Source organism: Pantoea sp. SGAir0175, assembly GCF_043547855.1.
On record NZ_CP028081.1, the window covers coordinates 2,956,756 to 2,981,989 of the forward strand.

31 protein-coding genes are annotated in these 25,234 nt (G+C 56.5%); 13 read left to right on the plus strand and 18 right to left on the minus strand.

What is annotated here, in order from left to right; translation table 11 throughout:
* Positions 1-111: 111 nt before the first annotated feature.
* Positions 112-1,155: a hypothetical protein gene (locus C1N56_RS13840; protein ID WP_394516769.1), complete on the plus strand. Its 1,044-nt coding sequence runs from the start codon at positions 112-114 to the stop codon at positions 1,153-1,155.
* A gap of 77 nt (positions 1,156-1,232) precedes the next feature.
* Here the strand turns inward: C1N56_RS13840 and tatE are convergent, their stop codons facing one another.
* The 6 genes from tatE to C1N56_RS13870 form a co-directional block, all read right to left on the minus strand.
* On the minus strand, positions 1,233-1,436 hold the full coding sequence (tatE, locus tag C1N56_RS13845; protein WP_010618871.1) for a twin-arginine translocase subunit TatE: 204 nt from the start codon (positions 1,434-1,436) through the stop codon (positions 1,233-1,235).
* 98 nt (positions 1,437-1,534) lie between these two features.
* Positions 1,535-2,305, minus strand: a complete 771-nt coding sequence (locus C1N56_RS13850) for an amino acid ABC transporter ATP-binding protein (RefSeq protein ID WP_058757904.1) — start codon at positions 2,303-2,305, stop codon at positions 1,535-1,537.
* On the minus strand, positions 2,302-3,261 hold the full coding sequence (locus C1N56_RS13855) for an amino acid ABC transporter permease (RefSeq protein ID WP_262256318.1): 960 nt from the start codon (positions 3,259-3,261) through the stop codon (positions 2,302-2,304). Before C1N56_RS13855 ends, C1N56_RS13850 begins: the two co-directional genes overlap by 4 nt.
* Positions 3,258-4,145: an ABC transporter substrate-binding protein gene (locus C1N56_RS13860; RefSeq protein ID WP_058769431.1), complete on the minus strand. Its 888-nt coding sequence runs from the start codon at positions 4,143-4,145 to the stop codon at positions 3,258-3,260. Before C1N56_RS13860 ends, C1N56_RS13855 begins: the two co-directional genes overlap by 4 nt.
* A gap of 22 nt (positions 4,146-4,167) precedes the next feature.
* Positions 4,168-4,962, minus strand: coding sequence for a deaminated glutathione amidase (locus C1N56_RS13865; RefSeq protein ID WP_058781249.1), 795 nt, complete (start codon positions 4,960-4,962; stop codon positions 4,168-4,170).
* 2 nt (positions 4,963-4,964) lie between these two features.
* Positions 4,965-5,924: a type 2 periplasmic-binding domain-containing protein gene (locus C1N56_RS13870; RefSeq protein WP_150360913.1), complete on the minus strand. Its 960-nt coding sequence runs from the start codon at positions 5,922-5,924 to the stop codon at positions 4,965-4,967.
* A gap of 136 nt (positions 5,925-6,060) precedes the next feature.
* On the opposite strand from C1N56_RS13870, the gene C1N56_RS13875 reads away from it, so the two are divergent.
* Complete coding sequence (locus tag C1N56_RS13875; protein ID WP_394516770.1) at positions 6,061-7,416, plus strand: aminotransferase class I/II-fold pyridoxal phosphate-dependent enzyme; 1,356 nt, start codon at positions 6,061-6,063, stop codon at positions 7,414-7,416.
* Here C1N56_RS13875 and C1N56_RS13880 read toward each other — a convergent pair.
* The 3 genes from C1N56_RS13880 to pagP all read right to left on the minus strand — a co-directional run bounded on the left by C1N56_RS13880 (position 7,400) and on the right by pagP (position 9,116).
* Positions 7,400-7,825: a GNAT family N-acetyltransferase gene (locus C1N56_RS13880; RefSeq protein WP_021508597.1), complete on the minus strand. Its 426-nt coding sequence runs from the start codon at positions 7,823-7,825 to the stop codon at positions 7,400-7,402. The two genes, C1N56_RS13875 and C1N56_RS13880, sit on opposite strands and share 17 nt — an antisense overlap.
* 358 nt (positions 7,826-8,183) lie before the next feature.
* Positions 8,184-8,393 (minus strand): transcription antiterminator/RNA stability regulator CspE, encoded by a 210-nt coding sequence (gene cspE / locus C1N56_RS13885; RefSeq protein WP_010615627.1) that lies wholly within the window; start codon positions 8,391-8,393, stop codon positions 8,184-8,186.
* A gap of 150 nt (positions 8,394-8,543) precedes the next feature.
* Positions 8,544-9,116, minus strand: a complete 573-nt coding sequence (gene pagP, locus C1N56_RS13890) for a lipid IV(A) palmitoyltransferase PagP (RefSeq protein WP_141497093.1) — start codon at positions 9,114-9,116, stop codon at positions 8,544-8,546.
* Positions 9,117-9,514: 398 nt separating this feature from the next.
* On the opposite strand from pagP, the gene C1N56_RS13895 reads away from it, so the two are divergent.
* The 3 genes from C1N56_RS13895 (at position 9,515) to C1N56_RS13905 (ending at position 11,503) form a co-directional block, all read left to right on the plus strand.
* Positions 9,515-9,700: a hypothetical protein gene (locus C1N56_RS13895; protein ID WP_058775268.1), complete on the plus strand. Its 186-nt coding sequence runs from the start codon at positions 9,515-9,517 to the stop codon at positions 9,698-9,700.
* 373 nt (positions 9,701-10,073) lie between these two features.
* Positions 10,074-10,319: a hypothetical protein gene (locus tag C1N56_RS13900; protein ID WP_021508600.1), complete on the plus strand. Its 246-nt coding sequence runs from the start codon at positions 10,074-10,076 to the stop codon at positions 10,317-10,319.
* A gap of 101 nt (positions 10,320-10,420) precedes the next feature.
* Positions 10,421-11,503, plus strand: coding sequence for a malate/lactate/ureidoglycolate dehydrogenase (locus C1N56_RS13905; protein ID WP_394516771.1), 1,083 nt, complete (start codon positions 10,421-10,423; stop codon positions 11,501-11,503).
* A 33-nt stretch (positions 11,504-11,536) separates the two neighbouring features.
* Here the strand turns inward: C1N56_RS13905 and gntT are convergent, their stop codons facing one another.
* Positions 11,537-12,853 carry a gluconate transporter gene (gene gntT / locus C1N56_RS13910; protein WP_021508602.1) on the minus strand — a complete coding sequence of 439 codons (1,317 nt, stop codon included), beginning with the start codon at positions 12,851-12,853 and terminating at the stop codon, positions 11,537-11,539.
* A 277-nt stretch (positions 12,854-13,130) separates the two neighbouring features.
* Between gntT and C1N56_RS13915 the strand changes: the two genes are divergently transcribed.
* Entirely contained in the window at positions 13,131-14,276 is a 1,146-nt protein-coding gene (locus C1N56_RS13915) for an iron-containing alcohol dehydrogenase (RefSeq protein WP_346345267.1), read from the plus strand.
* Between the two features lie 34 nt (positions 14,277-14,310).
* On the opposite strand, the gene C1N56_RS13920 is transcribed toward C1N56_RS13915, so the two are convergent.
* The 3 genes from C1N56_RS13920 to C1N56_RS13930 form a co-directional block, all read right to left on the minus strand.
* The gene (locus C1N56_RS13920; RefSeq protein WP_211726401.1) at positions 14,311-15,138 is read right to left on the minus strand and encodes a Cof-type HAD-IIB family hydrolase; all 828 of its coding nucleotides are present in this window, start codon (positions 15,136-15,138) and stop codon (positions 14,311-14,313) included.
* Between the two features lie 109 nt (positions 15,139-15,247).
* Positions 15,248-15,709: an RcnB family protein gene (locus tag C1N56_RS13925; protein WP_211726317.1), complete on the minus strand. Its 462-nt coding sequence runs from the start codon at positions 15,707-15,709 to the stop codon at positions 15,248-15,250.
* A 779-nt stretch (positions 15,710-16,488) separates the two neighbouring features.
* A complete protein-coding gene (locus tag C1N56_RS13930; RefSeq protein ID WP_010615634.1) occupies positions 16,489-16,728 on the minus strand; it encodes a DUF1272 domain-containing protein in 240 nt (79 codons plus the stop codon).
* A gap of 192 nt (positions 16,729-16,920) precedes the next feature.
* Between C1N56_RS13930 and C1N56_RS13935 the strand changes: the two genes are divergently transcribed.
* From C1N56_RS13935 to C1N56_RS13955, 5 genes are all read left to right on the plus strand, one after another.
* On the plus strand, positions 16,921-18,024 hold the full coding sequence (locus tag C1N56_RS13935) for an AI-2E family transporter (protein ID WP_058769423.1): 1,104 nt from the start codon (positions 16,921-16,923) through the stop codon (positions 18,022-18,024).
* A gap of 270 nt (positions 18,025-18,294) precedes the next feature.
* Complete coding sequence (locus tag C1N56_RS13940) at positions 18,295-19,455, plus strand: diguanylate phosphodiesterase (RefSeq protein WP_394516772.1); 1,161 nt, start codon at positions 18,295-18,297, stop codon at positions 19,453-19,455.
* A gap of 66 nt (positions 19,456-19,521) precedes the next feature.
* Entirely contained in the window at positions 19,522-19,803 is a 282-nt protein-coding gene (locus C1N56_RS13945) for a hypothetical protein (RefSeq protein WP_021508608.1), read from the plus strand.
* A 180-nt stretch (positions 19,804-19,983) separates the two neighbouring features.
* A complete protein-coding gene (locus C1N56_RS13950; protein WP_058769420.1) occupies positions 19,984-20,244 on the plus strand; it encodes a hypothetical protein in 261 nt (86 codons plus the stop codon).
* Between the two features lie 80 nt (positions 20,245-20,324).
* Positions 20,325-20,522 carry a hypothetical protein gene (locus C1N56_RS13955; protein WP_058769419.1) on the plus strand — a complete coding sequence of 66 codons (198 nt, stop codon included), beginning with the start codon at positions 20,325-20,327 and terminating at the stop codon, positions 20,520-20,522.
* Positions 20,523-20,554: 32 nt separating this feature from the next.
* Here C1N56_RS13955 and C1N56_RS13960 read toward each other — a convergent pair whose 3' ends face one another.
* The 3 genes from C1N56_RS13960 to ycgZ form a co-directional block, all read right to left on the minus strand.
* Positions 20,555-20,821, minus strand: a complete 267-nt coding sequence (locus C1N56_RS13960) for a biofilm development regulator YmgB/AriR family protein (protein ID WP_104189066.1) — start codon at positions 20,819-20,821, stop codon at positions 20,555-20,557.
* A 134-nt stretch (positions 20,822-20,955) separates the two neighbouring features.
* On the minus strand, positions 20,956-21,225 hold the full coding sequence (locus tag C1N56_RS13965; RefSeq protein ID WP_058775261.1) for a hypothetical protein: 270 nt from the start codon (positions 21,223-21,225) through the stop codon (positions 20,956-20,958).
* Between the two features lie 99 nt (positions 21,226-21,324).
* Complete coding sequence (gene ycgZ / locus C1N56_RS13970; protein ID WP_021508613.1) at positions 21,325-21,567, minus strand: regulatory protein YcgZ; 243 nt, start codon at positions 21,565-21,567, stop codon at positions 21,325-21,327.
* Positions 21,568-21,879: 312 nt separating this feature from the next.
* On the opposite strand from ycgZ, the gene C1N56_RS13975 reads away from it, so the two are divergent.
* On the plus strand, positions 21,880-22,119 hold the full coding sequence (locus C1N56_RS13975; RefSeq protein WP_021508614.1) for a biofilm development regulator YmgB/AriR family protein: 240 nt from the start codon (positions 21,880-21,882) through the stop codon (positions 22,117-22,119).
* A gap of 221 nt (positions 22,120-22,340) precedes the next feature.
* Here the strand turns inward: C1N56_RS13975 and C1N56_RS13980 are convergent, their stop codons facing one another.
* Both C1N56_RS13980 and C1N56_RS13985 read right to left on the minus strand, forming a co-directional pair.
* The gene (locus C1N56_RS13980) at positions 22,341-22,601 is read right to left on the minus strand and encodes a hypothetical protein (protein WP_031279895.1); all 261 of its coding nucleotides are present in this window, start codon (positions 22,599-22,601) and stop codon (positions 22,341-22,343) included.
* A gap of 200 nt (positions 22,602-22,801) precedes the next feature.
* Positions 22,802-24,265, minus strand: coding sequence for a sugar porter family MFS transporter (locus C1N56_RS13985; protein ID WP_081316057.1), 1,464 nt, complete (start codon positions 24,263-24,265; stop codon positions 22,802-22,804).
* A gap of 343 nt (positions 24,266-24,608) precedes the next feature.
* Between C1N56_RS13985 and C1N56_RS13990 the strand changes: the two genes are divergently transcribed.
* The gene (locus C1N56_RS13990; protein ID WP_058781239.1) at positions 24,609-25,184 is read left to right on the plus strand and encodes a TetR/AcrR family transcriptional regulator; all 576 of its coding nucleotides are present in this window, start codon (positions 24,609-24,611) and stop codon (positions 25,182-25,184) included.
* Positions 25,185-25,234 lie beyond the last annotated feature (50 nt).

Here is a 25,234-nt window from a genome sequence, read left to right on the forward strand (position 1 = left end):
TGCTTAAACCGCTTAATTCCTGTCGCAAATCTGTCGCTTTAACCGCTGAGGCCATAAGAGCCTGTTTATTATTTTTTATTTTCTCAGTGTTTTTTTCATAAAGGTCAGATTATGCAATCATCCTTTCATATCGATGAGCTCGATTTTATGCGGGCGGCGGATGTGTCAGGTCCATCCTCTGGTAGACCGCGAAGCGGCGCGTCGGGCGAAAGCCTGGATGCGCTAAAAGCGCGCACCACGCCCATGGATATCACTAATCCGTTCGTGACGCCCCATGCGTCGTGCGAACTGGCGTTTCTTGCAACCGCCATCAGCATCGACCACCGCTACGACGAAATTCATCTGCACCTGCCGCAAAGCGCGCAGCCTGCGTCTGCGCCCGCACTGCCGTTCACCGAACTGCGCAGCGTAACGCCGGATGAAACGCCGTTACTGCCAGCGCTGCCGCCGCTGGAGTCAGCGCAGCATGCCGCCGGCGAGAGCGTCTGGCATAGCCTGCCTGAGGTTCCGGCGCTCAGCCCGGCGCTGTCGCTGGTCAGCGCGCTGCCTGCGGCATGGTATGCCGCTGAACATCAGACGCCCCACCAGTCGGCTGTCCCCACGCCCACAGCCCGGCAGCCGTTGAGCCTGCCTGAGGTGGCTGTGCTGCGCGACATGCAGCAACACGACTATGCGGTGGATTACGATGACAGCGGTGAGCCGAAAATGTTTAGCGGCACGCTGGCGGCGGGCGCTCAGGTGCATATTTATATTGATAATGTGCTGATCGAGGTGGTAACCGGCGACGAACAGGGTCACTGGCAGTTCGCTCAGCCCGCCGATTTAAGCGCGGCACAGCATGTTTTCAGTGCGGAGTTCGTCAATGAACAGGGGCATGTCAGCAGCCGTTACACTAAGTTGATTACCGTACTGCCGCAGCCTGCCGCCATTATTACACCGATTGATGACAGCGATCTCAGCGCGATTGATTGCGCGCTGATGGAACTGGCGATGCAGCAGGATGATATTGCGCCCGCTCTTCTGCCGCTGACCTTCAGCGAAGCATGGCTGGATGAGTGGCACAGCGCTGACAGCACGCTAACCGCCAGCGGCGATCACGGTGGCAACCTGCCAGGCTGGGATGAACCGCTGGAACATCACATTGTCTGGCACTAAAAAACGAAAACCAGACTGTGGCAGTCTGGTTTTTTAACGTAATAAATATTTACACTTATTGACGTTCAGCGCAGAGATTACTCTTTGTGGCCGACGCGTTCAGCAGGCGTTTCTTCGGCACTGCTTTTGGTTGCGGTGGATTCATCATCTTTCATGGCTTTTTTAAAGCCCTTGATTGCGGAACCCAGATCGCCACCCAGTGAACGTAACTTGTTGGTGCCAAAAAGCAGTACGATAAGCGCACCGATGATCAGCAGTTTGGCAATACTGATACCTTCCATATTTTACCTTTCAACCTTCGCGAAAAACGGACAGCACTATTAACGCGCAGTTATTCACCACGCTCAACTGCAATCTGTAACAGAGTGAGATCTCAGCGTCAGATAAAGCGGCTGAGAAACGCCTGGGTACGCGGATGCTGCGGATTGCCAATCACCTGCTCTGGCGGTCCCTGTTCCACCACCACGCCACCATCCATGAACACCACGCGATCGGCGGCTTCACGCGCAAAGCCAATCTCATGCGTTACCACAATCATGGTCAGGCCGCGATTGGCTAAGGTACGCATGGTAGCCAGCACTTCCCCCACCAGCTCCGGATCCAGCGCTGAGGTCGGTTCATCGAACAGCATCAGCAGCGGTTTGATCGCCAGCGCACGGGCAATCGCCACGCGCTGCTGTTGTCCCCCCGACAAATGTCGCGGCCAGGCGTCGGCTTTATCGCTCAATCCGACCGTTGCCAGCAGCTCACGCGCGTGTTGCAGCACCTCATCACGTGGGAATTTGTGCACGCCAATCGGCGCTTCCATGATGTTTTGCAGTACCGTCATATGGGGATAGAGATTGAACTGCTGAAACACCATGCCGATTTTCTGCCGCTGATGGGCAATTTTCCGCGCCGACAAGCGATGCAGCAGGCCGCGCTTTAGCGCATAACCAATCTGCTCGTCACCCACCATAATCGAGCCGGCATTCATCTCTTCCAGATGATTAATGCAGCGCAGAAAGGTCGACTTGCCTGAGCCCGAAGGCCCGAGAATCACCACCACTTCGCCCGGAAACACATCAAGGTCGATGCCTTTCAGCACCGCGTTATCACCGAAGCTCTTTTGCACATTACGCGCGCGCACCAGCGGCTGAATCTCGCTCATACGTCCTCCTTTAAACGCGGGGCCGCGGCTAGCGCCGTGTCACTGCTGGCGCGTCGTTTGTTCACCACCACGGTACGTTTGCTGCCGCGCGCGTAGTAGCGCTCAATGGCTGACTGGCCGACGTTGAGGATCGAGGTAATCAGCAGATACCAGATCACCGCCACCATCAGCATCGGAATGATTTCAAAGGTACGGTTGTAAACGGCCTGCACTGAATAGAGCAGATCGCCCATCGCGATGACGCTCACCAGCGACGTGGCTTTGATCATGCTAATCAGCTGGTTGCCGGTCGGGGGAATAATGGCGCGCATCGCCTGTGGAATGATGATACGCCGCAGCGCGCGGCTGCGGCTCATGCCAAACGCCTGAGTGGTTTCAACCTGACCGTGATCGACCGACAGCAGGCCGGCACGGATAATCTCCGCCATATAGGCGGCCTCGTTAAGCGCCAGACCGGCGATGGCGGCAGTCAGCGGCGTGATCAGATCGTTAGTATTCCAGCTGGCAAAGGTGATGTCCGTCCACGGCACGGTGATCGATAGCGTGGGAAACAGTGTCGACAGGTTGTACCAGAATATCAGCTGCACCAGCAGCGGCGTACCGCGAAAGAACCAGATGTAGAGCGCCGACACGCCGCTCAGCAGTTTATTCTCTGACAGCCGCCAGACCGCCAGCAGCAGCCCCAGCAGGGTGCCCAGCACCATCGACACCACCGTCAGCCCGAGCGTCACCTGCAGCCCTTTCAGCACCGAGCCTTCGGTAAACCACTGCAGCACCACGTGCCACTCAAAATTGGGATTGGTCGCCACCAGCCACAGACCATTCGCTGCCAACGTCAGGACCACGATCCAGCTAACCCAGCGTCCATACGCGGGCGCGCTACGGGCAAAAGCGACGTCGCGCTGCGGCATGTCAGCCTGATCCGTGGGGCGCGCGTTGGGGCCGACGGCACTCATTTTGCCGTCTCCTGCGCAAGGTTACGTCCCGGCTGCGGCAGCATGTTGCCGTCCAGCTGCCACTTTTTCATGATGGCCGCGTAGGTGCCGTTGGCAAACAGCTCTTTGTAGGCATCCAGCACCACCTCGCCCAGCGGCGAGCCTTTGGGAACGACCGTGCCCTGAAAGATATCGCCAAAGCCGTTTTTCTGCCCCTGACCAGACAGTTCAAGCTGCCCCTGCGCCTGCTCAATGAAATAGGTCAGCGGCGCCTGCGAGGAGAAGAAGGCATCCGAACGCTTCGAGCGCACCGCCAGTATCGACGAAGGCTGATCGGTAAAGGACTGCACTACGACTGCAGGTTTGCCCGCAGCCTCACAGGCGGCTGACTGTTTGCGGATCACCTGCTCCGCCGAACCGGCCGCCATCACCGCAATGCGCTTGCCGCAGGTATCTGCCAGACCGTTGATGTGCGCCGGATTGCCCTTCTGCACGCCAAACACCACAAACTCCTGCACGTAGTCGATGAAGTCCACCTTCTGCTGGCGATCCGGATAATCACCTATCGGCCCGATGGCCATCTGATAGCGTCCGGAATTAATGCCGGCCAGTACGCCGGACAGACCGCTCACCGTCGCGTGTTCAATTTTCACGCCCAACAGCTGGCCGAGCGCCACGGTAAGATCGGCCGAGGCGCCATCCATTGAGTGCGGCCCGTTAACGATCTCATACGGCGGAAAGGAGCCGTTGTTTACCGAGATCATTTTGCCAGCCTGCTTGATCTGCGCGGGCAGTCGATCGTGCAGCGCCTGATCCATTTTTTGCGTCGGAATGGCGTCCGCTGCCTGGGCGACGCTCGCCGTCAGGCCGGTCGCCAGCGCGATGGCGGTTAAAAGCATTTTCATCAGTCAGTTTCCCCCAGGCAGGTCAAAGTGATTGCAATTCCGGACGGGCAAAGCGGCGATTTTCCAGTACCGGCAGCACGCTGCGGGCGTAGGCGATGCGGGCCGGATCCAGTTCGGCAAACACCAGTGCGGCGCACTCCGGTGCCTTAGCAATCACCACGCCAAGCGGATCGATCACCAGACTGTTACCAATGTTGCGCGGCCCGCACTCGCCTACCGCCACCATGTAGCAGGTGTTTTCCAGCGCGCGCGCACTGGTCAGCAGTTCCCAGTGCATCTCCTTCAACGGTCCTTTTACCCAGGCGGAAGGCAGCACCAGCACGTCGGCACCGTCCAGCACCAGCCGGCGCGCCAGTTCGGGAAAACGCACGTCGTAGCAGGTCATCAGCCCGACTTTCATGCCAGCCACCTCAACCAGCGGCGGCACGGCATCACCCGGATTGACCCGCTGCGACTCCTGCATGGCGAAGGCATCGTACAGATGCAGCTTGACGTACTGCGCGATGATTTCGCCATTACGCACGGCAATCAGTACGTTGTGCGCTTTGTTATCCTGCGTCGGCACGTGCACGCTCATCATGGTGGTCAGCGCGTTACCTTTGCTGGTTTCCAGCAGCTGACTGACAAACGGCCCGTCCAGCGGCTGTGCGGCTTTTAACACCAGATCGGGATCGGCGATATCGCGCGCCAGCACGCCTTCCGGCAGCACCAGCAGATCGGCGCCCGCCGCCAGCGCATCCTGCATCAGACCGCGACAAATGGCGGTGTTCTCCTGCCATTCGCGGCTAACGGCGAACTGCCCCATGGCTACTTTCATCTTCACTCCCCTCTGGCCGCCGCCGGGAAAATCTCCTCCGGCGAGAGCAACGTTGTGGTTAAGCCCTGCTGGAACAGCTCACGGGCGAAGTCGGCAATCATCCTTTTGTTAGCGGTAAATCCGTTTTGATTCCAGTCGGCAGGCAATTCCTGCGCGGTGCGTCGCAAATCATCCAGCAGCCACGGCGTGGTATCCGCGTACTTCTCGCGTTTGCGCATCCACAGCTGATACGCGCGATCGATCACCTCGCTCAGCGCCTGCGGCAGCCACGGATGCGCCGCCGCCAGCGCCGGCTTCAGCGCCAGCAGATGAATACCGGGCACATAGCCGACGCGGTTGAAGTAGTCGCGCTCAGCACTGACGAAATCCGCCTGCAGCTGGCGCAGACCGGAATCTTTCAGGAAAAAACCCTCAGGCATAAACGGCGTGAACACCGCATCCAGCTCGCCGGCTTTCAACAGTTCAATCAGCGGACGCTCGTCCGGCGCCGGTTCGATGCGGCCCGGGCGACCAAATCCCGCCAGCCGGTCAACAATCGGATGATCAGCGGTCAGGCGTCCGGCAAACCAGAAGGCGTCGTTGATATCGACGCCCGCTTCACGCAGCACGGTGCGCGTCCAGGTATTACCGGAGTCCTGCCAGCCGGTAACGCCGATTCTTTTGCCTTTCAGCTGGGCTGGGGTGGTAAGCGGGCTGGTTGTGGTGGTGATGATGCAGCGCTGGCGAAAGCCACGCATCAGAAAGTGCGGCAGGCCGAGCAGTGAATCGTCGCCGCGCGCCCGTGCCTGCGCATAGCGGCTGAACGACACCTCACCGCCTTCGTAGTGTTCACTGCTGGCCAGGTTATCCACCAGCGTGCCTACGCGGTCAATGACCAGCCTGAAGCCCTGTGGCTGAATATCGCCCAGCGCCAGCGGCGTGAAGTAATCCCAGTCGCGCACCGCCAGTCTGATAGTGATCATCGTTGTGCTTCTCCGTTTGTTCAGCCGCCACGCTGGCGCTGTGCATTTTTTCTGCAAATTGTGCTTGAATTTGAGTCTAAAACGCGAATACTAATCTGAACAATCATTTCTTTGTTACTGAACAAAGCTTTTTCTTATGACGCAAATTGTGGATGCAGAGTGGCTCAGCCAGCAGATTAACGACGCCTCGGTAAAAGGCATTACCCTCGCCGCGTCAACATTGATACGCGATGGACAGATTGCCGTAGGCATGCAGATGCCGGCGGTGCGCGATTTGGCGGAGCGGCTGGCCGTGAGTCCGGCCACGGTATCCGCGGCCTGGGCGCAGCTGAAGAAGCAGAAAGTGCTGGCGGGTAAAGGGCGAAGCGGAATCTGGGTGTGCGGCAACAGTGTGATGCCGCGACCGGTCCGCTTTGAGAAAATTGGCAACTATGGTGAAAACGTCAAAGCCGCGCTGGCGATGGCTGCACCCGATCCGGCACTGCTGCCAGACCTGCGCCCGGCGATGCTGGCCGGGCTGGCGTCACCGCAGCTGAATAGCTATCAGCGTGAGGCGATTTCGCCACAGTTGCAGGCGGCCATTGCGCCGCGCTGGCCCTGTCCGGCGGAGGCGTGGCTGGCGACCGATGGCGGCTTTGATGCCATGAACCTGATTGTGCAGACGCTGCTGTCACCCGGCGATCGGGTGGTGATTGAAGATCCGACCGCGACGCGTCTGCTGGATATGCTCGACAACATCGGTGCCGAGATCCTGCCGCTGCCCGGTGATGAGCAGGGACCGCTGCCCGCGGTGCTGGCGACACACTTACAGAAAGCGCCAGCGATGTTCATTTATCAGCCACGCACCCACTCAGCGACCGGCTACAGCGTCAGCCAGCAGCGCAGCGAAGCGCTGGCGCAGGTGCTGGCGCAGAGTGCCACCCTGATTGTCGAGGATGATGGCATCGGCGATTTGTCGCGCTGGCCGGTATGGAGTCTCGGCCGCCACTATCCGCAGCGCACGCTGCATGTGCACTCCTTTTCCAAAGCCTACGGCCCGGATCTGCGGCTGGCGGTGGTATCCGGCACGGCAGAACTGGTGAAACGGCTGCAGTCGTGGCGTAACTTCGGGGTCAGCTGGACCAGCCGTATTTTGCAGGATGCGGTGGCCTGGATGCTGAGCGATGCGCCCACCCAGCAGCGCATACAGCAGGCCAAAGCCACGTATGCCGCGCGCCGTCAGCAGTTGCTGGCCGCACTGGCGCGGCGCGGGCTGGTACAGGAAGATCGCGACGGCCTGAGCGTGATGCTGCCGGTGGCGTCAGAGCAGTATGCCATGATCACCCTCGCCGCCCGGGGCATCACCGTGCTGCCAGGCGAACGCTGCAGCATCAACAGCGGGCAGTTCATTCGCGTCAGCATTGCGCGGCTGCCGGCCGATCAGCTCGACAGCATTGCCGATGCGTTAGTGATTGCCTGCGGACGCGAGCTTAATATCAGCCCAGATCTTTGATGTGATAGCGTGGCGACTCAACGTAGCCTTCACGCGCATAAAACTGGTTGGCTTTCAGGCGCGAGGCGTGACAATGCACTTCCATGCGGTCGCAGCCGCGGGCGCGCGCCAGTTGCTCGGCGTGGTTCAGCAACTGCTGGCCGCTGCCTTTACTGCGCTCGCCCTCGGCGATACAGAAATAGCTGATGCGCGCGAAATCGCCCGCTAATGCCAGCTGCGGAATAAAGTGCAGCGAAAGAAATCCCAGCACCTGGTTACCGTGTTCCGCCACCAGCAGCGTCTCGTCGGGATGGGCGCACAATTGCGCCAGCCGATCGCTGATAAATTTTTCCGTGCCGCGATAACCCAGCTCGGTTAACAGTGCACTCAGGGCAAAGCTGTCTTTGGCCTGTGCTTCACGTATGTTCATCCTGCCTCCTCCGTTCCCTGACTGCTGTTATATAGCGTTGCCGCTGAAAAATCTGCAAGTAAGCTTTGTTATGAGTATGTTACGGGAATTATCTGTGAGCGACGCCGCAGAATGTGCCTTGTCATGCCGCTGTCACGCTGGCTTAAGGCTGGCTTAATCTTGCTTTGCCATGCTGGCATAAATGAAGTTGCGAGGCATGGCACATGAAGAATCTGGTACCGCACTGTTTAAATGAATGGCTGGCGCTGTCGCTCAGTACGCTGGTGATTGTCGCCTGGGCCATTAGCTGGTGGCAGGGCTGAAAAAAGCACAAAAAAAACCCGCCATCAGGCGGGTTTTTAAAATTCTGACTGTTAACTTACAGAGCGGTAACGTTAGCAGCAGATGGGCCTTTAGCGCCGTCGGTGATTTCAAACTCTACACGCTGACCTTCAGCCAGAGTTTTGAAGCCGTTGCTCTGGATAGCAGAGAAGTGTACGAATACATCTTTGCTGCCATCTTCTGGAGTAATGAAACCGAATCCTTTGGACTCATTAAACCACTTAACGTTACCTTTGATCTTGGACATCTATATTACCTTTACATGAAAAATGGACACTAAACTGTGTCGGCATCTAGTACAGCAATTGCAGTGACATTTGTCCAGCGCGAATTGATGAAAAAGTGATAAATATTGATTTTTTCCATGCCCTTCACACTTTCTGCGCATCTTCAGCGATTAAAACTGAAATCTTAACCAGGCAAAATAGACGTTGCCGTTGTTATAAGTACCTGGAATGTAAGTCATTTGGAAGGTTGCCGGGCCATACCCTATCGAAGCCAGCGGCAATACCAGCGGAACCGGGATATATCGCCAGTTATCTCTGGCCGTCACACCCGCGGTGTAACCGGCGCCCAGATGGAAATTCTGATCGTTCAGCGGTCGCCAGGTCGCTTCCCAGCCGTAGCCGGCGATGGGCTCCCACTTGTTAAACGAGTCTTTAAACGCCATGGCATACAGCCCGTGCCAGTTGCCCTTTTCATCCCAGCGCGAAACGCCACCGCCCACGCCCCACGGCCGCTCGTTGTACTTTTTGATGTGTTCATCATCGTAAGTAAAGCGGTTGTGCCAGGTGATAGCCGGGACGTAAAGATCGTAATTTTGCGGTTGTGTCCAGGTTTGCGCCACGTTATCGGAGAAGGTATTCCAGCCCGATTTAATCGCTTCGCCTGTGGTTGCCGCTGGTGTCGAAAAAGAGACCGATGAAGTCAAAATACAGCCACAAAAGGCTGCAGAAATACGCCAGTTCACAACAATGCTTCCTGTTAAATCATCCTGTATCCGGCAGGCACCGCGTAGCGCCACATCGCGCCGCACCGTGCTGCCGTGGGTTAATGGCTGATGCCACGAGCGTGTACAGCGCGCGCGCCACAGTGGCGCCAGTCGCACCCGGCTCTGCTGGCAATCAGCTGGTTAATTTTACCTCACTGCGCGAACGGAGTCGAAACGGCAAATAAACAAAACGCAGAGGGTAAAAGGTGCAGAAAATGCACTGCTCAGTTGATGATTACTTAGGGTGATTACTTAATATTCAGCAACTTATCCATGCAAATTGATTTCATGAATAAATTAATAAAATTTATCAATTGAACTCACCCGATGATTGAGATAAATCTCATCACTCCAGGACGGAGAGAGGAGGAACTGAGATGACAATTCGTTGCAGCCGCTGCGGTTGCGCCAAATTTTTTTATACAGTACCCGGCAAGGAAAAGGTCGACGATCCCGATCATCACGGCGCCTGTTGCGCCGCGTGCGGCAAGCCGATCAGCCTGCGCGATGTGATCCCGCTGTCATCCCTGCACCCGGCTTCTGCCGCCCGTCACGTTGAATAATGTTTCAGGCACCCGCCGGGTGCCTGAACGCGTCAGAAAATCAGTTTAAACACGCCAGTTATCGTCAGTAACCCGACAATAAAGATGATGGCAATAATCCACAGTATTATTTTCATTGTTCGCTCCTTCAGGATGAAAAATAACGCATCGTGCATTCAGTATAGATGATTATTCCGGCTTCGCTGGGCGCTGCGAGCGCGATCCCAGTCACTTGCCTCAGAGACTGTTACCTGCTCTTTTTTTCTGCGAGCCCGGTCGCAGCTTATCGCTTAAGTTGCTATCCCGCCGCACGCGTAGCGCGCTGATTGTCTAAAATTACAGCGCCTGTAGCAGGCCTCAATTGTTCGCTATGTCTACGTAACAAGGAGATGATATGAGCACGATTAATACCAGCATGGGTCGTTACAGCCTCAAGGCAAAGGATCATGGCAGTCACATTCGTGGCAGCATTGCGATTAATGACGAAGGCGGTACGCAGCTCACCCTGCAAGAGTTTGATGAGCATTATCTTGACGATGTCGTCAACAACGTTATTTATCCAATCACGGGTGGGAACCGTGAAATTGCACGCGCACTGCGTGAACAGATGGTTAAAGCCGGCTTCGAACAGCCGCACTGAGTTTGTTGGGCCACGTGTTGTGGCCCTTTATCAGCCCTTACTTGCGGTTATTATCCATTTCAGCGCAGGATGCTCTCTCCCCCCATAAGGAGATTAACCGCGTGACTGAACTGCATCGTGTTTCCCCTTCCCGCTTACATCAGTTTGTTCAGGCTATCTGGCTGCATGCCGGTAGCAGTGCCGAAGAAGCGCGCCTGGTGGCTGACCATCTTGTTGCTGCTAACCTCGCGGGCCATGACTCCCACGGCGTCGGTATGATACCGAGCTATATGGCCTCGCTGACGCAGGGCTTTCTCCAGCTCAATCAGCACGTCAGCATCGAAAAAGACGCTGGCGCGGTCCTCACCCTTAATGGCCAGAAAGGCTTTGGTCAGGTGGCCGCGTACGAGGCCATGCAGCACGGCATTGAGCGGGCGAACAGGTTTGGACTCGCGGCGGTCGGCCTGCATCATTCGCATCACATTGGCCGTATCGGTCACTGGGCGGAGCAGTGTGCCGCAGCGGGCTTTGTCTCCTTTCACTTCGTTAATGTGATGGGCGATCCGATGGTGGCGCCGTTTAACGGCAGCGATCGCCGCTTCGGCACCAATCCGTTCTGCGCGGTGTTTCCGCGTCGCGACGGCGAACCGCTGCTGCTGGACTTTGCCACCAGCGGCATCGCCTATGGTAAAACGCGGGTGGCGTATAACAAAGGTCAGCCGGTCGCGCCGGGCTATTTGCTTGATGCGCAGGGCCAGCCGACCACCGATCCGGGCGTTATGCATCAGTCGCCGTATGGCGCGCTGACCGCCTTCGGCCTGCACAAAGGCTATGCGCTTGCGACGATGTGCGAAATCCTTGGCGGCGCGCTGTCCGGCGGTCGCACTACGCATGACGCCACGCTGCTCACCGGCACTGAAGCCATCTTTAACGGCATGACCACCATTATCCTGAACCCTGACGCGTTTGACGCACCGGCGATGCAGCAGGAAGCCGAAGAGTTTCTCGCGTGGGTCAGGCGTTCACCGCAAAGTGGTGAGGCGGAGATTCTGGTGCCGGGCGAATGGGAAACGCGCAACAGTACAGCACGTGAAAGCGAGGGCATTCCGCTGGACAGCAACAGCTGGCAGCAGATTTGCGCAGCGGCACGCCAGGCTGGCATGCCGGAGGACGAACTGGCGGCCTTCCGCGCCTTAGCGCAGTAAGCCGCCGGGGCTGAGGCACAGTGCCTCAGCCGGTTACAGCGCAGCGGACAGCAGCAAACAGCCCAGCAGACCGCACACCGAGATGATGGTTTCCAGCGCCGACCACGAGCGAATAGTTTCACCGATGGTCAGGTTGAAGTACTCCTTGAACAGCCAGAAGCCCGGATCGTTAACGTGCGAGAAGATGACACTGCCGGAACCGACGGCAATGACCATCAGCTCCGGGCTGGCGCCGCTGGTGGCAATCAGCGGTGCTACAATGCCGCCGGCGGTAATCGCCGCGACGGTGGCAGATCCCAGCGCAATACGCAGCACTGCCGCAATTGACCACGCCATAAAGATTGGCGAGACGTTGGTTTCATGCATCATGCCGGCGATGTATTTGTCCACGCCACTGTCCACCAGCACCTGTTTGAAGGCGCCACCGCCGCCGATGATCAACAGCATCATGGCAATGATTTTGATCGAGTCAGTGATGGTGCCCATCACCTCATCCATGCTGCGGCCACGGTTAAGGCCAAAGGTGAAGATGGCAATCAGCACCGCAATCAGCGTCGCCATGATCGGATCGCCAAAAAATTCCGCGTACGGCAGCAGCACATGGCCTTTCGGCAGCAGCATTTCTGCCACGGCACGCAGCGCCATCAGGATCACCGGCACCAGCGCCGTCCACACGCTAACGCCAAAACCCGGCATCTCCGCTTCGCTGAAAGTTTTCGGGTTCCACAGCCCTTCCGGAATCGGCTTATCAATGCCTTTCAGAAAACGCGCATACACCGGCCCGGCCAGAATCACCGTCGGAATACCCAGCAGCGTACCGTACAGCAGGGTTTTACCCATGTCGGCATTAAATAACGTGGCGATCGCGGTCGGGCCCGGATGCGGTGGCAGAAAGCCGTGCGTGACGGATAAGGCGGCCGCCATTGGCACGCCGACATACAGCAGCGGCACGCGCGCCGATGCGGCAATGCTGAACACCAGTGGCAGCATCAGCACGAACCCGACTTCATAAAACAGCGCAAAGCCCACGGTGAAGCCGGTGAGCACCAGCGCCCACTGAATGTGCTTCTGGCCGAATTTTTCGATCAGCGTGGTGGCGATACGCTGCGCACCGCCGCAGTCGGCCAGCAGTTTCCCCAGCATCGCGCCAAAGCCCATGATCAGCGCCAGGCTGCCCAGGGTACCGCCGACGCCGGTTTTGATCGATCCAATCACTTTATTGACCGGCATGCCCTGCATCATGCCCACCGCCAGTGCCACCAGAATCAGCGCGATGAAGCCGTTAAGTTTGAAGCGAATCATCAGCAGCAGCAGTAACGCCACGCCAATTGCCACATAGAGTAATGGCATAATTTTTCTCCACTTTTGCGCTCGGCGTATTACCGGCAGCGGTTTGTTGTAATGGGACAAAGGGGTTATCAGTGCCAGATGTTTCAGAATGCGACATCCTGTTACCGGTATCATGTTAAGGGTAACATTGACGGGAAAGCACCTGGTGCAGCGGGTGAATTTCTGTTTTGCGAAGGTGATCAACTTTTTGTCGGAGGGTTATCAGAATGTTTGCCCCGGCAGCGGCGTGGCTTTTGGTTACACTAGCTGTTTTATGCCAACCGATAAGGATCTGCAGGTGAGTGAGAATCTGATTGAGCTGTACAGTAATCAACAAACCCTGTTTGGCCGTGGCAGCATCGACCGCCTGGTCCCGCTGCTGGCGGCGAATCCGCAGCCCACGCTGCTGTTCTGCGGCCGCTCATTTCTCAACAGTCCGGCGTGGGCACGCCTGGGCGCGACGCTGAACGATCACATTCTGGGCTATGAAATTGTCAGCCATGAAGCCTCGCCAGACGAGATCGATGGCTGGGTGACGCGCTGGCGTGGCCACGTCGATCGCGTTGTCGCCATCGGCGGCGGCAGCGTGCTGGATGCGGCCAAAGCCTTTGGCGCCATGATGCAGCATCCGCTGAATATCGCGCGCTACCTCGAGAAAGTGGGCGATACGCCGGTACAGGCGGTCACGCTGCCGCTGATCGCCATTCCTACCACCGCCGGCACCGGCAGCGAGGTCACGCAAAATGCGGTGGTAACCGATCAGCAGCACATTAAGGTGAAGGCCTCACTGCGCCATCCGGTGTTTGTGCCGCAGGTGGCGATTCTCGATCCCGATCTGCTCAAAGGGGCGCCGGATCGCGTGCTGGCCACCTGCGCCATTGATGCCTTTACCCACCTGTTCGAGGCTTATCTGTCACGCAAGGGCAACCTGTTCAGTCAGCAAAACGCGCTCAACGGGCTGCAACTGTTCATGCAGGCGTGGCCGTACCTCAATCAGGACGACAGCCGCGGCGATGCGGCACGTGAAGCGATGATGATGGCATCATGGCTCGGCGGCGTCAGCCTGAGCAGCGCCGGTTTGGGGGTGATCCACGGTATTGCCGGCGAGCTGGGGGCGATTAAACCGTTCCATCACGGCGAAGTCTGCGGTCGTTTGCTGTTCCCGTTCCTGGATGTACTGGCTGAGAGCGCGCACCCCGAACAGCAGCGGCTGATGGCGGCGCTGACTGAACGCCTGCTGCCCGATGAAACGGCACCGCCGGCGCTGGCGCTGAAAGCCTGGCTGCAGCAGCAGGCTATCGTGCCGTTCTGGCTGGAAGGACCCACCCTCGCGGCGGAAGAGGTCGACTGGATTGTGGCGCGCGCCAACAGCAAAAACGGCTGGGTCAATTATGATCCCGCCACGCTCACGGAGATGATTACCGCCGCGTGGCGCGTCGCCTGAGCCTTTCGGGCAGCGCAGGCTGCCCGTTGCTTATTCAGCCAGCAAACGGCCCTTCCCCCGCCAGCATCTGCTCAATCACCTGCAGCACGCCTTCCTGGTTATTGGACGGTGCGCCGTAGCGCGCAGCGTCTTTGACCCGCTGCGGCGCATTCTGCATGGCAAAGCTGAAGCGCGACTGCACCAGCATCTCCAGATCGTTGCCGCCGTCGCCAAACGCCAGCACCTCATCGTTGCTGATGTCCCAGCGCTGCTGCAGCAGGCGCAGACCGTTGGCTTTGTGCAAGCCGGGCACAATCAAATCCACCGAGCCGTGCCCGCTGGAAGTCGCCGCCGCCGCGCCCTGATGCAGACGCTCAATATCAGCCATCAGAATATCGACATAATCATCGGACAGATTCAGCGCAAACTTGAACAGCCGGTCATCGCCCACGTCCGCGAGGCTATCGATCGCCTTGAGGCGATGGCAGTAGTGACGCATTTTGACCAGCCACTGCTCATCCATGGTGTTGAAGTGATAAGCGCTGTTACGGCCGCAGAGGATGTATTTCAGGTTGGGATAGTTACCGCGCTGCAGGGTATCGAGCACGGCATTAACATCCTCGCGCGAGAACGCGCCGCAGAACAGCTCCTCATCCCTATCGAGGATCCACGCGCCATTTTCGGCGACAAAGGCGATCTCACTGGCGATGTCGGGAAAGAAGGATTTGAGCTGGTAATACTGATTACCGCTGGCGACCACAAATTTGATGCCGCGCCGCTTCATCTCCTCATAGCAGGCCTGAAAACGTGCCCGGTTGTACTGTTTTTTATCGTCGAGAAAGGTGCCGTCCATATCCACCGCCACCATTTTTACCATGGTCATCATGACTCCTTAACGCGTTGAAAGGAAAAACGGGTTGTCCAGAGAATAACCTGGTGAGCGGTGAAAGCGGAGAGAAACACGGATGGCCGTCGCCATCCGTGCGGCAGGATTAGTTAAATGCGTTATTCAGCAAAATGGCGGTGATAATGCCGGTCGCGGCCGCCACTAACACATAATTTCCGTCGATAAAGGCCCAGTGCTCGCCGCGCGGCGGCTCATACAGACCGCGAGCCCGCCAGTCGTCGACGCGATAGTGTGGACCACGGAACTCCGGCGGTGCCGGATAACCACGGCGAAAATCATGACCGCGCCAGGCAAAGCGATCGCCGCCGCGATGTCCCCCCGGCATACGATGATCGGCATAGTGATCGTGACGATCCGGGCGCGGTCCACGGTCGTGGCCAAAATCACGACGGTCATGATGATCGGGACCCGGGCCGCGATCCTGATGGCGGTCGCCGCCGTGCGGGTCCCAGCGAGGGTCACCGGGACCGTCGGCCCAGGAGACACTGGAAAACAGTGTGCTGCATGCAATAAATGACGCAATAATCGTAAGTGTTGTTTTTTTCATGGTGTTACCTCCAGGGATAACGGCAGTCTGCACGCCGTTGAGGCTTACTATTGCCTAAACAAAGCTAAAACAGCATTTCCAAAAGTCTTAAAAATCGTAGACTTACAATACATTACGCCAGGTTAGCGCTTTCTTAACGATTGTGGAGAATTTATGGTGGCGTGGCACGATAAGGCTGGCAGGGAAATAAGCAGTTAATTCAGCGGGAATAAAGAAAACCCGATCGCGGGGATCGGGCGGACAATGCTATTTCCATAAAAAGCATAAAGCGGGGAAACCCTGCTAAAAAGAGGGTAAAACTGAAGCACACAACGCCACATCACTAGCATTGCCCGGAAAGAATAACATTCATCAGGGCAAAATACTTTCAGAAAACTTCTATTTTCAGAAAAAACCGTAAAAATGTTCATGGCAGAGAAAATAACCGCCAAAGGTACATAACGTGAAAGGAAATAAGGTCCGTGCTCTGACCAGCTGTCGCCAGGAAATATAGTCAGCCCGTATAAAACATCACCACAAAATCATAATAAATTGAATTTAAAAGATAAAAATCAATCCATACTATTTTTTAGTTATGCCGCTATTTAAGCCGACCGGCAAACTATCTGGCCGGCACATTTCATTGATCACGAGAGCCCTATTGCTGTCCTGGCAATTAATCGATGTGCGTGATTAATATAACGCTAATTTTTCACTGCGCTGAAGCGTAAGGTTAAATAACCAGCAAGCGGGCGCACAATAATTATGCGCCGGCTGTTAATCCAATTGCACTGGCGAATTTAGCGGGGTGGCGCAGAAACAGGATATCGCTGAGTTGCAGCCGGATGGCGCAGCAGCGCCTGCGCCGGACGTATTGGTCGCCGTACCAGCTCACCCGCGCAGTTCGGGCAACGCTGCGCCAGCACGCCTTCCGCACAGTCAACGCAAAACGTGCACTCAAACGAGCAGATGCGCGCATCAGGCGAGGCCGGCGGCAGATCTTTATCGCAGCATTCACAGTTAGGACGTAATTCCAGCATGGCACTCTCCTGTCAGGGTTCAGGGCTATCATCGCCGCCGCCGCCCCGGCGCGCCAGCCTGTGAGCGGACATCGCGCGGACAGATCGGGACAGCTTTTCATCCTGCACGCCTTGCCTTGCGCGCTAAAAACATTACATTCCGCAAAAGCCGTTCTATAGTTCATTCGCTACGTTTATCTGCGAGGCTTTTGCATGCGTGTTAAAGGGTTAAATATCGGTTTCTTTATAGTGATTCTGGCGATTGTCACGATCGCCTTTTTTGATGTGCTGGCGCCCTATTTCTCCGCCATTTTGTGGGCGGCGATTCTGGCGGTGATCTTTGCGCCACTGAAGTCACTGCTGCGGCGCAAAATGGGCGACCGCAACGGGCTGGCCTCTTTTGTGACCTTACTGATTATCTGCCTGATCGTGTTCACGCCGCTGGCGATCATCACCTCGTCGCTGGTGGTTGAGATCAATACGGTGTACACCAAGCTGCAAACCAATTCCGCGCAGTTTCCGACGGTGTTTGCCTCGCTGCTGCAGCATCTGCCGGAGTGGGCACAAACCTGGCTGGCGGATCACGATCTGAACAATGCCGCACAGATTCAGCAAAAACTCTCCGGCTTTGCGCTGAAGGGCGGACAATATATGGCGGGCAGCGTGTTCCTGATCGGTAAAGGGACCTTCACCTTCACCGTGGGCTTTGGCGTGATGCTTTATCTGCTGTTTTTCCTGTTGAAAGACGGCGCCTGGCTGGTCGGGCTGATTCTCGAAGCGCTGCCGCTCTCCACCTATGTTAAGCACCATCTGCTGATGAAATTTGCCGCCGTATCGCGCGCGACGGTCAAAGGCACCGTGGTGGTAGCCGTGGTTCAGGGGGTGCTTGGTGGATTTGCCTTCTGGATCACCGACATCGACGGCAGCCTGCTGTGGGGCGCGCTGATGGCGTTCCTGTCGCTGATTCCGGCGGTCGGCTCGGCCATCGTCTGGGTGCCAGCGGCCATCTTCTTCTTCGCCACCGGTGCGCTGTGGAAAGGCCTGTTCCTGGTGGGCTTCTTCGTCATCGTGGTCGGGCTGGTGGATAACATCCTGCGCCCGCTGCTGGTCGGCAAAGATACCAAAATGCCGGATTACCTGATCCTGATTGCCACGCTGGGCGGCATGGAAGTGTACGGCATCAACGGCTTCGTGATTGGTCCCTTGATCGCTGCACTGTTCATCGCCTGCTGGAATCTGCTCTCCGGCCGCGACAACCGGGAAAACGTCGAAGAGATCGACGAAGAGTTTATCGAAGAGGGTAAAACCCGCGAGTAACGATAAGCAGCGCTACAACAGTTAAAAACCTGCTGTCGGGCTACTATCACTCATAGGCAGGCTCATCCGAAGCGGCGCTTTAAGCGCCGCTTGTCTTTTCAGCGCAGCCGCCAGGCTGTCTCGCACGCAACGCTGTCTGCGCCTTTACTGACCTTTCCCTCCTGCCTTCACCCTTTTACCGGGCTCAGTCAGCACTCAGCCCGGACGTTTCACAATTAAACCCATGCTGCTAAGGTGTCAGAGGACAATCGCGACAATCTGGAGCGTATAATGCTTACAACAATAATTTATCGCAGCCACATCTCTGAAGATGTTCCCGTCAATATCCTGCCGGAGGTGGTGGCAAAAGCGAGTCTGCTCAATGCAGAGCATCATGTTACCGGCATCCTGCTGTTTAACGGCACGCACTTTTTTCAAATCCTGGAAGGGCCGGAGCAAGGCGTTCTGGCAATCTACGCCCGCATCTGTGCCGACCGGCGTCATCACAATGTAGTCGAGCTGATGCGCGACTACTCGCCTTCGCGGCGTTTCGGTAATGCCGGCATGGAGCTGTTCGATTTGCGTAATCACCACAGCGGCAGTGTGCTGCAGGCGGTGCTTGATCGCGGCACGTCGAAATATCAGCTGACCTATGACGATCGCGGGCTACAGTTCCTCAGAACCTTTGTCGAAGCGCGTGAAAAAGAGAACTACTTTGAAGTGCCGCCGGCTGATTGCTGGGAGTTCATCCCCGCGGAAGGGCAATCTCCCGCGCCGGCCAGTGGCGTCACTTTCCGCCCAGTGGTTGATCCCCTTGGCCGTGAAGTGACGGCCATTGAGGCAATTCCGCACGCGCAACCCGCCGGACTCGGGGAACATGAGCGTTACACTCATGACCTCAACGTGGTGACAGACGCACTGCATAAAGCCGGCCAGGCCTGTCCCGATGGCATGACGCTGTATATCAGTATCCTGCCGATGACGCTGGTTTGTCTTCCCAATGCGGTAAGTCAGCTGGTCAGCGCCATCGCGCAGGCGGAGCTGGTGCCGCAGCAAATCATTCTTGGCGTGAGCGAAACGGAAGTCATCTCCCGGCTCGAAGACTTTTCCACGGCGGTCAGACAGCTGAAAGAGGCTGGCATCAGCCTTTCCATTGATAACTTCGGCGACGGCTCGGCCGGTCTCTCTTTACTGGCGCACGTCCAGCCTGACCGGGTACGTATCGGCGCGAATATTGTTCGTGATATTCACCGTAGCGGCCCGAAGCAGGCGGTGATGCAGGCGGTCATCCGCTGTTGTTCGGCGCTGGAAATCAACGTCATTGCGGCCGGCATTGAGCGTCCCGAAGAGTGGATGTGGCTGGAGGCGGCCGGGATCATCGATTTCCAGGGCAGCCTGTTTACGCCTGAGGGCGGTGCCGTGGCATGGCCTGAGAGCCGCGAGGCGATCTGAAAGCGGTTAAGCCTGACGACGCAGAACCTCTGAAGAGATAAAACGTCAGGCTCACAGGAGAAGACAATGCTGAGCGATGCCCGACTGCAGTTTATATCCAGCCATCCGGAGGAGAACGAACCGGAGGCGGTATCCATGGCGCGCGAGTTACTTCGGTACCGCAGTGCGCTGGCGCAGCCATGGGCTGTGGTGGAGGGACTGGGTGTGAAGTACGTGGAGGACGGTAACGGGGCGATGATCTGGCCGGCGCGTTACTGCGAACGCGGCGACACCTTACTTTATCGTCTGGATCAGGCGGCTTCAGAGGTCAGCGGGCGCGCTGAAGCCGCGGAACCCGTCAGAAAGTAGCGCCGTGATGGCCGGTGCGAACGCAAATGTCATCCTCTTTGCAACGCCGGCAACGCAATATGCTGATCATTGCGCCGATAACCCGCGTCCGGCATCTTTTAGCGGAGTTTGATGTGCTCAATGTGTCCGGGTGAGATTCCTGTGGTAAGCTCGTTGCCCTAACCGCAGCCGGACAGACTGATGAAAAACAATTTTGACGATAAAATGGCGGATATCATCATCGGAGAAGCCGTAACGGCGTTACTCGATGATAACGTCGCCATAAGCTGGGCGGCCCTCAACGACAGGCTGCAGGCGATGCTTGACCGCGAAACAGACAGTGACCGAATTCGTGCTGTGCTGCGTGTCATTGAGGACGTCAGACGGGAAATGGAGATGAGCGCGGTGAAGAAAGAGACGTTCACTGCCGGGCATTTTTCTTTTTCCGGCAAGCTGCACTGATCGCTGCCTGACAATCTGCCGCGCCTGACGCTGTGGTTTCTGCTATACTGTATGCTTATCCACCAACGGATGGAGGTCATTTGAGCGATGACACCACCGCCGAAGATATCTACGCCGTTATTGGAACGGTTGTGGCACGCCTTCTTAAGCCGGACCAGCACCTGACACTTCAGGATATCACCCATGCCCTGCATCATCTTGGCGAAACGGCAAGCGAAGATAAACAGCGGCAGGCCTGTTTAAACGCCATCAGTATGCTTGTGAAGCAGATGCACTAAGCTTAATCTACTGCTCCGGCTTACTAACCTTTTCAGAACCCTTCATCATCCGGCGTTCTGCCGACCACGATTTCAAGCACGTTGCGCAGTACATCCAGTTTGACAATATCGGTGGTCATCTCAAGCTCTGCGATGAGATACAGGATGATGGTTTTGCTCGTCACTTTTTGGCCATGGATGACGATGTCGCGAATCACGGCATCCAGTGCCGCGGCTTCGGCTGCATAGCGCTCACCGCCGCTGCGAAAATGGTGAATAAGGGCCGCTTCAGCGCTGAATGCGTGTTCGTTGGTTTGCATGTGTAGTTATCCGTAAACCGGGCGCTGCTGACAGCCCGGTGGTCGCCAAAAAAATCGGCCATCCTGAGATGGCCGTGTTATGCCGGGCGTCCTGCCACACTCCGGTTAATCACGAGATCGTATCGTCCCTGTCATTAATGCTTTTTACCAGCCCTGGGTTGTGACATCCCGCCCAGAGCAGCCATCGGCTTTTCACGATTTTCCCGGGCTGCTGACTGCATCTGCAGTTCCCTGATGGCGATCCTGATCGCCTCCAGACGGTCGGGATTAAATTCCTCTGCGGCCATTGACCGGAGCCGGGCTGAAACGGTCGCCACATTGATTCGTTCATTATTATCGAGCAGCCTGACCACCGCCTCGCCCAGAACGATTTCGGTTAAACGTTCAATTTGACTTCTCTGCATGCCCACCCCCTGCGGGACTGTGCCCTTTCGGACAAGTGGCTGACCCTTCCCGGATCATAAAGCGCATGCTGCAGGTACCACCGATTATCCCTTTACGTATCAGCGTTCAAACAGCATGCCAATCAGCGTCTGGTAATGACGCTCTTCTTCATAATTTGCCGCGACCTCAAGGCGTCTCAGCAGTTTGGTGCAGATCGCCTTACGGTTGAGGTTTTTTCCTGCGCGCAGGATCTCAACGACAATCTGCCCCAGCGTTTCCTGCTGGGTAGGTGCTGTCGCTCTGCTGAAATAGCGGGCAATCTCACTGGCGCTATCTGGAAATTTTGCAACATTCTGACGCATGATGATCCCCTCAAATGGTTAAAATACCGCCGCTTTTCTCTGTGCGTAAACTTATACAAAGAAATAAAACTTGTACAGCAATACTGTTTCTTTATTAGCTACGTTCTTGTGCAAAAAATGCTAACACCTTAATCTCAGGGGTTTACGTGCTGAAATAACCGGCATGATGGATGGGTTCAGCGGCAGGAAAAACGGTATAGGTCTGAACAACCCGCTGATTTCCTGACACGGAGAGAGGATTGTTGCTGTACAGACGATATCGTATCGGTTACTTTGCGCCCTACAAGATGATCGTGAGCTGCAGGTGGACAAATGAGAAACAACGGGCTGCCGCCTTGTCACAATACCGGACTAGCCGGTTACTTCAGTCAGGTCACCGATCCCCGCCAGATTGCGCTACTGGGACGCATCACCGTTGAAATTTTGCGTCAGGAACGTCGGCTGACGCGCACCGCGATCTGCCTCAAGCTTATCGGGCACATCAATGACACGGACGATGACGTCGAAGCGGAACAGGCACGGTCCCTGCTGGCGATGCTGTTTGGTCGCTGATCGTTTGATTCATCCGCTCACCTTCTGCGCGTTGCACATCCGTCGCTAAAGCCCGCATCCATTGTCACATGCCGCGTTGCCGAAAATCGTTTATACGAGGTTTGATGGTGGTGAAGACGTCATCCCTGACAGTTTTCTCCGGCCGGTACACGCTAACGCGCGTCCGATGAGGTCATCTACGTTGTCGTCTTCCGGCCAGAGCCGGACTACGTCTTATGGCGTCAGTTCTTCTCGTCGTTCAGGCCTGCAAGCGTCTGCAGGTACGGCACATGGATCGCGGCCTGCTCAGGCTCATCAAAGCTTCTGAGCCAGCCGATCGCCTCTGAAATCGCGGACAAACGTGTGTCGCTGCCGCCAGCGCGTTTCATGTGTCTGAGCTCGTCGATAAGCGTATTAACGCTGATCTTCTTTTTGCCCAAAGCCAGGCTTAGTGCCGCTTCGCCAATAATGACGTGCCCTTTCCCGTCGTGTTGAATAGACAAATTTACTTCCTCCATTTCACGTTGATGAGAACCTCACGTCACACTGTAGACCCTATTGAGCGAACCGGTGCAGGCAAGTTCTGAAATGAAGCCTGTAACAGGATTTATTTTAGCGAGCATGAAAAAATGCCGCGGCGGGTGTCGCGACAAAGGTTTTTGTCGGCAGGCGCTGACGCAACCTGCCGCAGCATGACGACGATTCAGCCTGATGACGCGGCTTGATCCGCAGGTTCACCAAAATGCTCGCGCATGTGGGATTCAATTTCTTCCAGTGATTTCCCCCGGGTTTCCGGTAACATCACGGCAATAAACACCAGAGAAGCCACATTGATTGCGGCAAAGATAAAGAACGCCTTATTACCCACCAGCGACAGCAAAGGCGGAAACGCCAGCGCCACCACGGCGTTGCATATCCACTGAAATGCTACCGCTGAACCGGTTAATACCCCGCGAACTTTCATCGGAAACAACTCCGACATCAGCAGCCAGTAAACCGGGGAAATGCACATCTGCATAAAGAACAGAAACACCAGAATACACGCCAGCGCCAGCAGGCTTTGCGTCAGGCTTTGTGGCATGAGAACCAGCACCGCGCCCAGCGCCAGCTGCATCGCAATCACCACCGACAGCCCGGTCATCAGCATCGGGCGCCGGCCGAAATGACTGATGGCTTTAATACCGGCAAAGGTGGCCAGTACCGATACCACCCCGTTGCCGATAGTGGCCGCAATCGAAGCACTGGTGCCCAGCCCGGTACTTTTCAGAATGACTGGCGTGTAATACATGAAGGCGTTGACGCCGGTAAACTGCGCGACGATGCCCATGCCGCAGCCCAGCAGCAGCAGACGCACAATCCATTTCTCTTTTAACAATTCGCGCGCAGGTGGCCCCTGACGGGCTTCGCGGGCATTCTGCCGCATCTCTGCCATCTCTTTTTTAATCTCGCGCGGATTTTCCCGCAGTTTGCGCAGGATACGCAGCGCCTCATTAAAGCGTCCTTCCGCCACCATCCAGTGCGGTGAAGCCGGGACAAAAAAGGTGCCAATAAACAGCAGAATGCCGGGGATCATCGCCAGCGACAGCATATAGCGCCACATGCCCGGATCGTGCAGTAACAAACTCATGGCGGCGCTGACGACATAAGCCAGCAGTTGCCCTGACACAATCATCAGTTCGTTGCGGCTGACCAGCGGTGCCCGGCGCTTTGGACCGGCAATTTCAGCGATAAAGACCGGAACCGTTGACGATCCGCCGCCCACCGCGAAACCCAGAATAAAGCGCATCACCACCATGATTTCCAGATTCGGCGCAACCGTGGTGCCTAACGCCCCGGCAATGAACAACAGGGCAAGGCTGCGTAACGTGATACGGCGACCAAAGCGGTCCGAGACATAACCGCTGATGAACGCGCCGAGCGCGGAGCCAAAGGTGAGCGCAGAGGTCACCAGCCCTTCGGTAAATGGCGTGAGATCGAGACCGCCCTGCGCGGCGGGCAGCGTCATGTAGGGCAGCGCGCCGGAAATAATGCCGGTGTCGTAGCCAAACGCCAGCGCGCCCATCGTGGCGACTAACACCACAAAAAACAGGCGCTGCTGAACAGTAAATGTCAGGCTGCCGCTATCATCGGATTGAGACTGCGAAGGATTTTGCTTGCTATCGTCCATGGGTGATTCAAGACCTGGTCAATGACGGGATAAAAAGGAGGTTTGAGTATAGTCAGAAACGAGAAAGTGTGAGGCTGGTCACGATTTTTGCCGGATGGCGACTGAATAAAAATCCCGCACCGCCCTGACTGCACAGCGCATGTTTGCGCCGCAGCCGCGCTCTCGCATTGCGCTCAAACCCTGGCTGGCCTGCTGCAATCCCGCCCCCGACAGGGGGAGAATTTTCTGCTAAGGTACGCTGGCTGGTTAATGAGAAACACGCTAAGGCGTAACGCAGAAAGGTAGGTCCGGCGACAGGTTGCTGCATTAACATTCAGGACAACGGTGTCTTTTAAGGTTGAACGTGAAAAAAGAAACGGTTAAGAAAAATATCATTCTCGCGGCGCTGCAGCTGTTTCGGGAGCGCGGCTTCAACAATGTTTCAACCCGCGATCTGACCAATACGCTGGGCATATCCCGCAGCCATATCTACCACTATTTCAAAAACTGGGATGCGCTGAGGCTGGACTCGATTGCTTTCATGCTGGATGAGGACGTTGCCGCTTTCTCTGTAGAGAGTGAAAAGAGGGATGATTCACAGCATGACGCCTTTTTTCGTGCGCTGGTGGATTATCTCCTGCCAGACGGGCCGGCTTCTCACTGGTTGATCTACCTCGAGTTGTGGCCGCTGGCGGCAAGGGATACGCAATATGAGCAGCTGCTGCTCTCCAGCACGCAGACGTGGACAGCGATCATCCGTCAGGGCTTATCCGGCCAGGCATTTGGCCACCTCAGCGAAGCAGGTAAAGACGAGGTGGCGCGTAATCTTCACGCCCTGATTGACGGTTACTCAAGCGCGCTTATTCTTAACTACTCTGCGGATAAGCGGACACATTTTTTTCTTGAGATAATGGCCGCCTTGCAGAAACTTTGTCGCTAGCAGGGATTTTTCCACATAGCCGCTTACCTCCCTGGCTTTAAATCATTAAA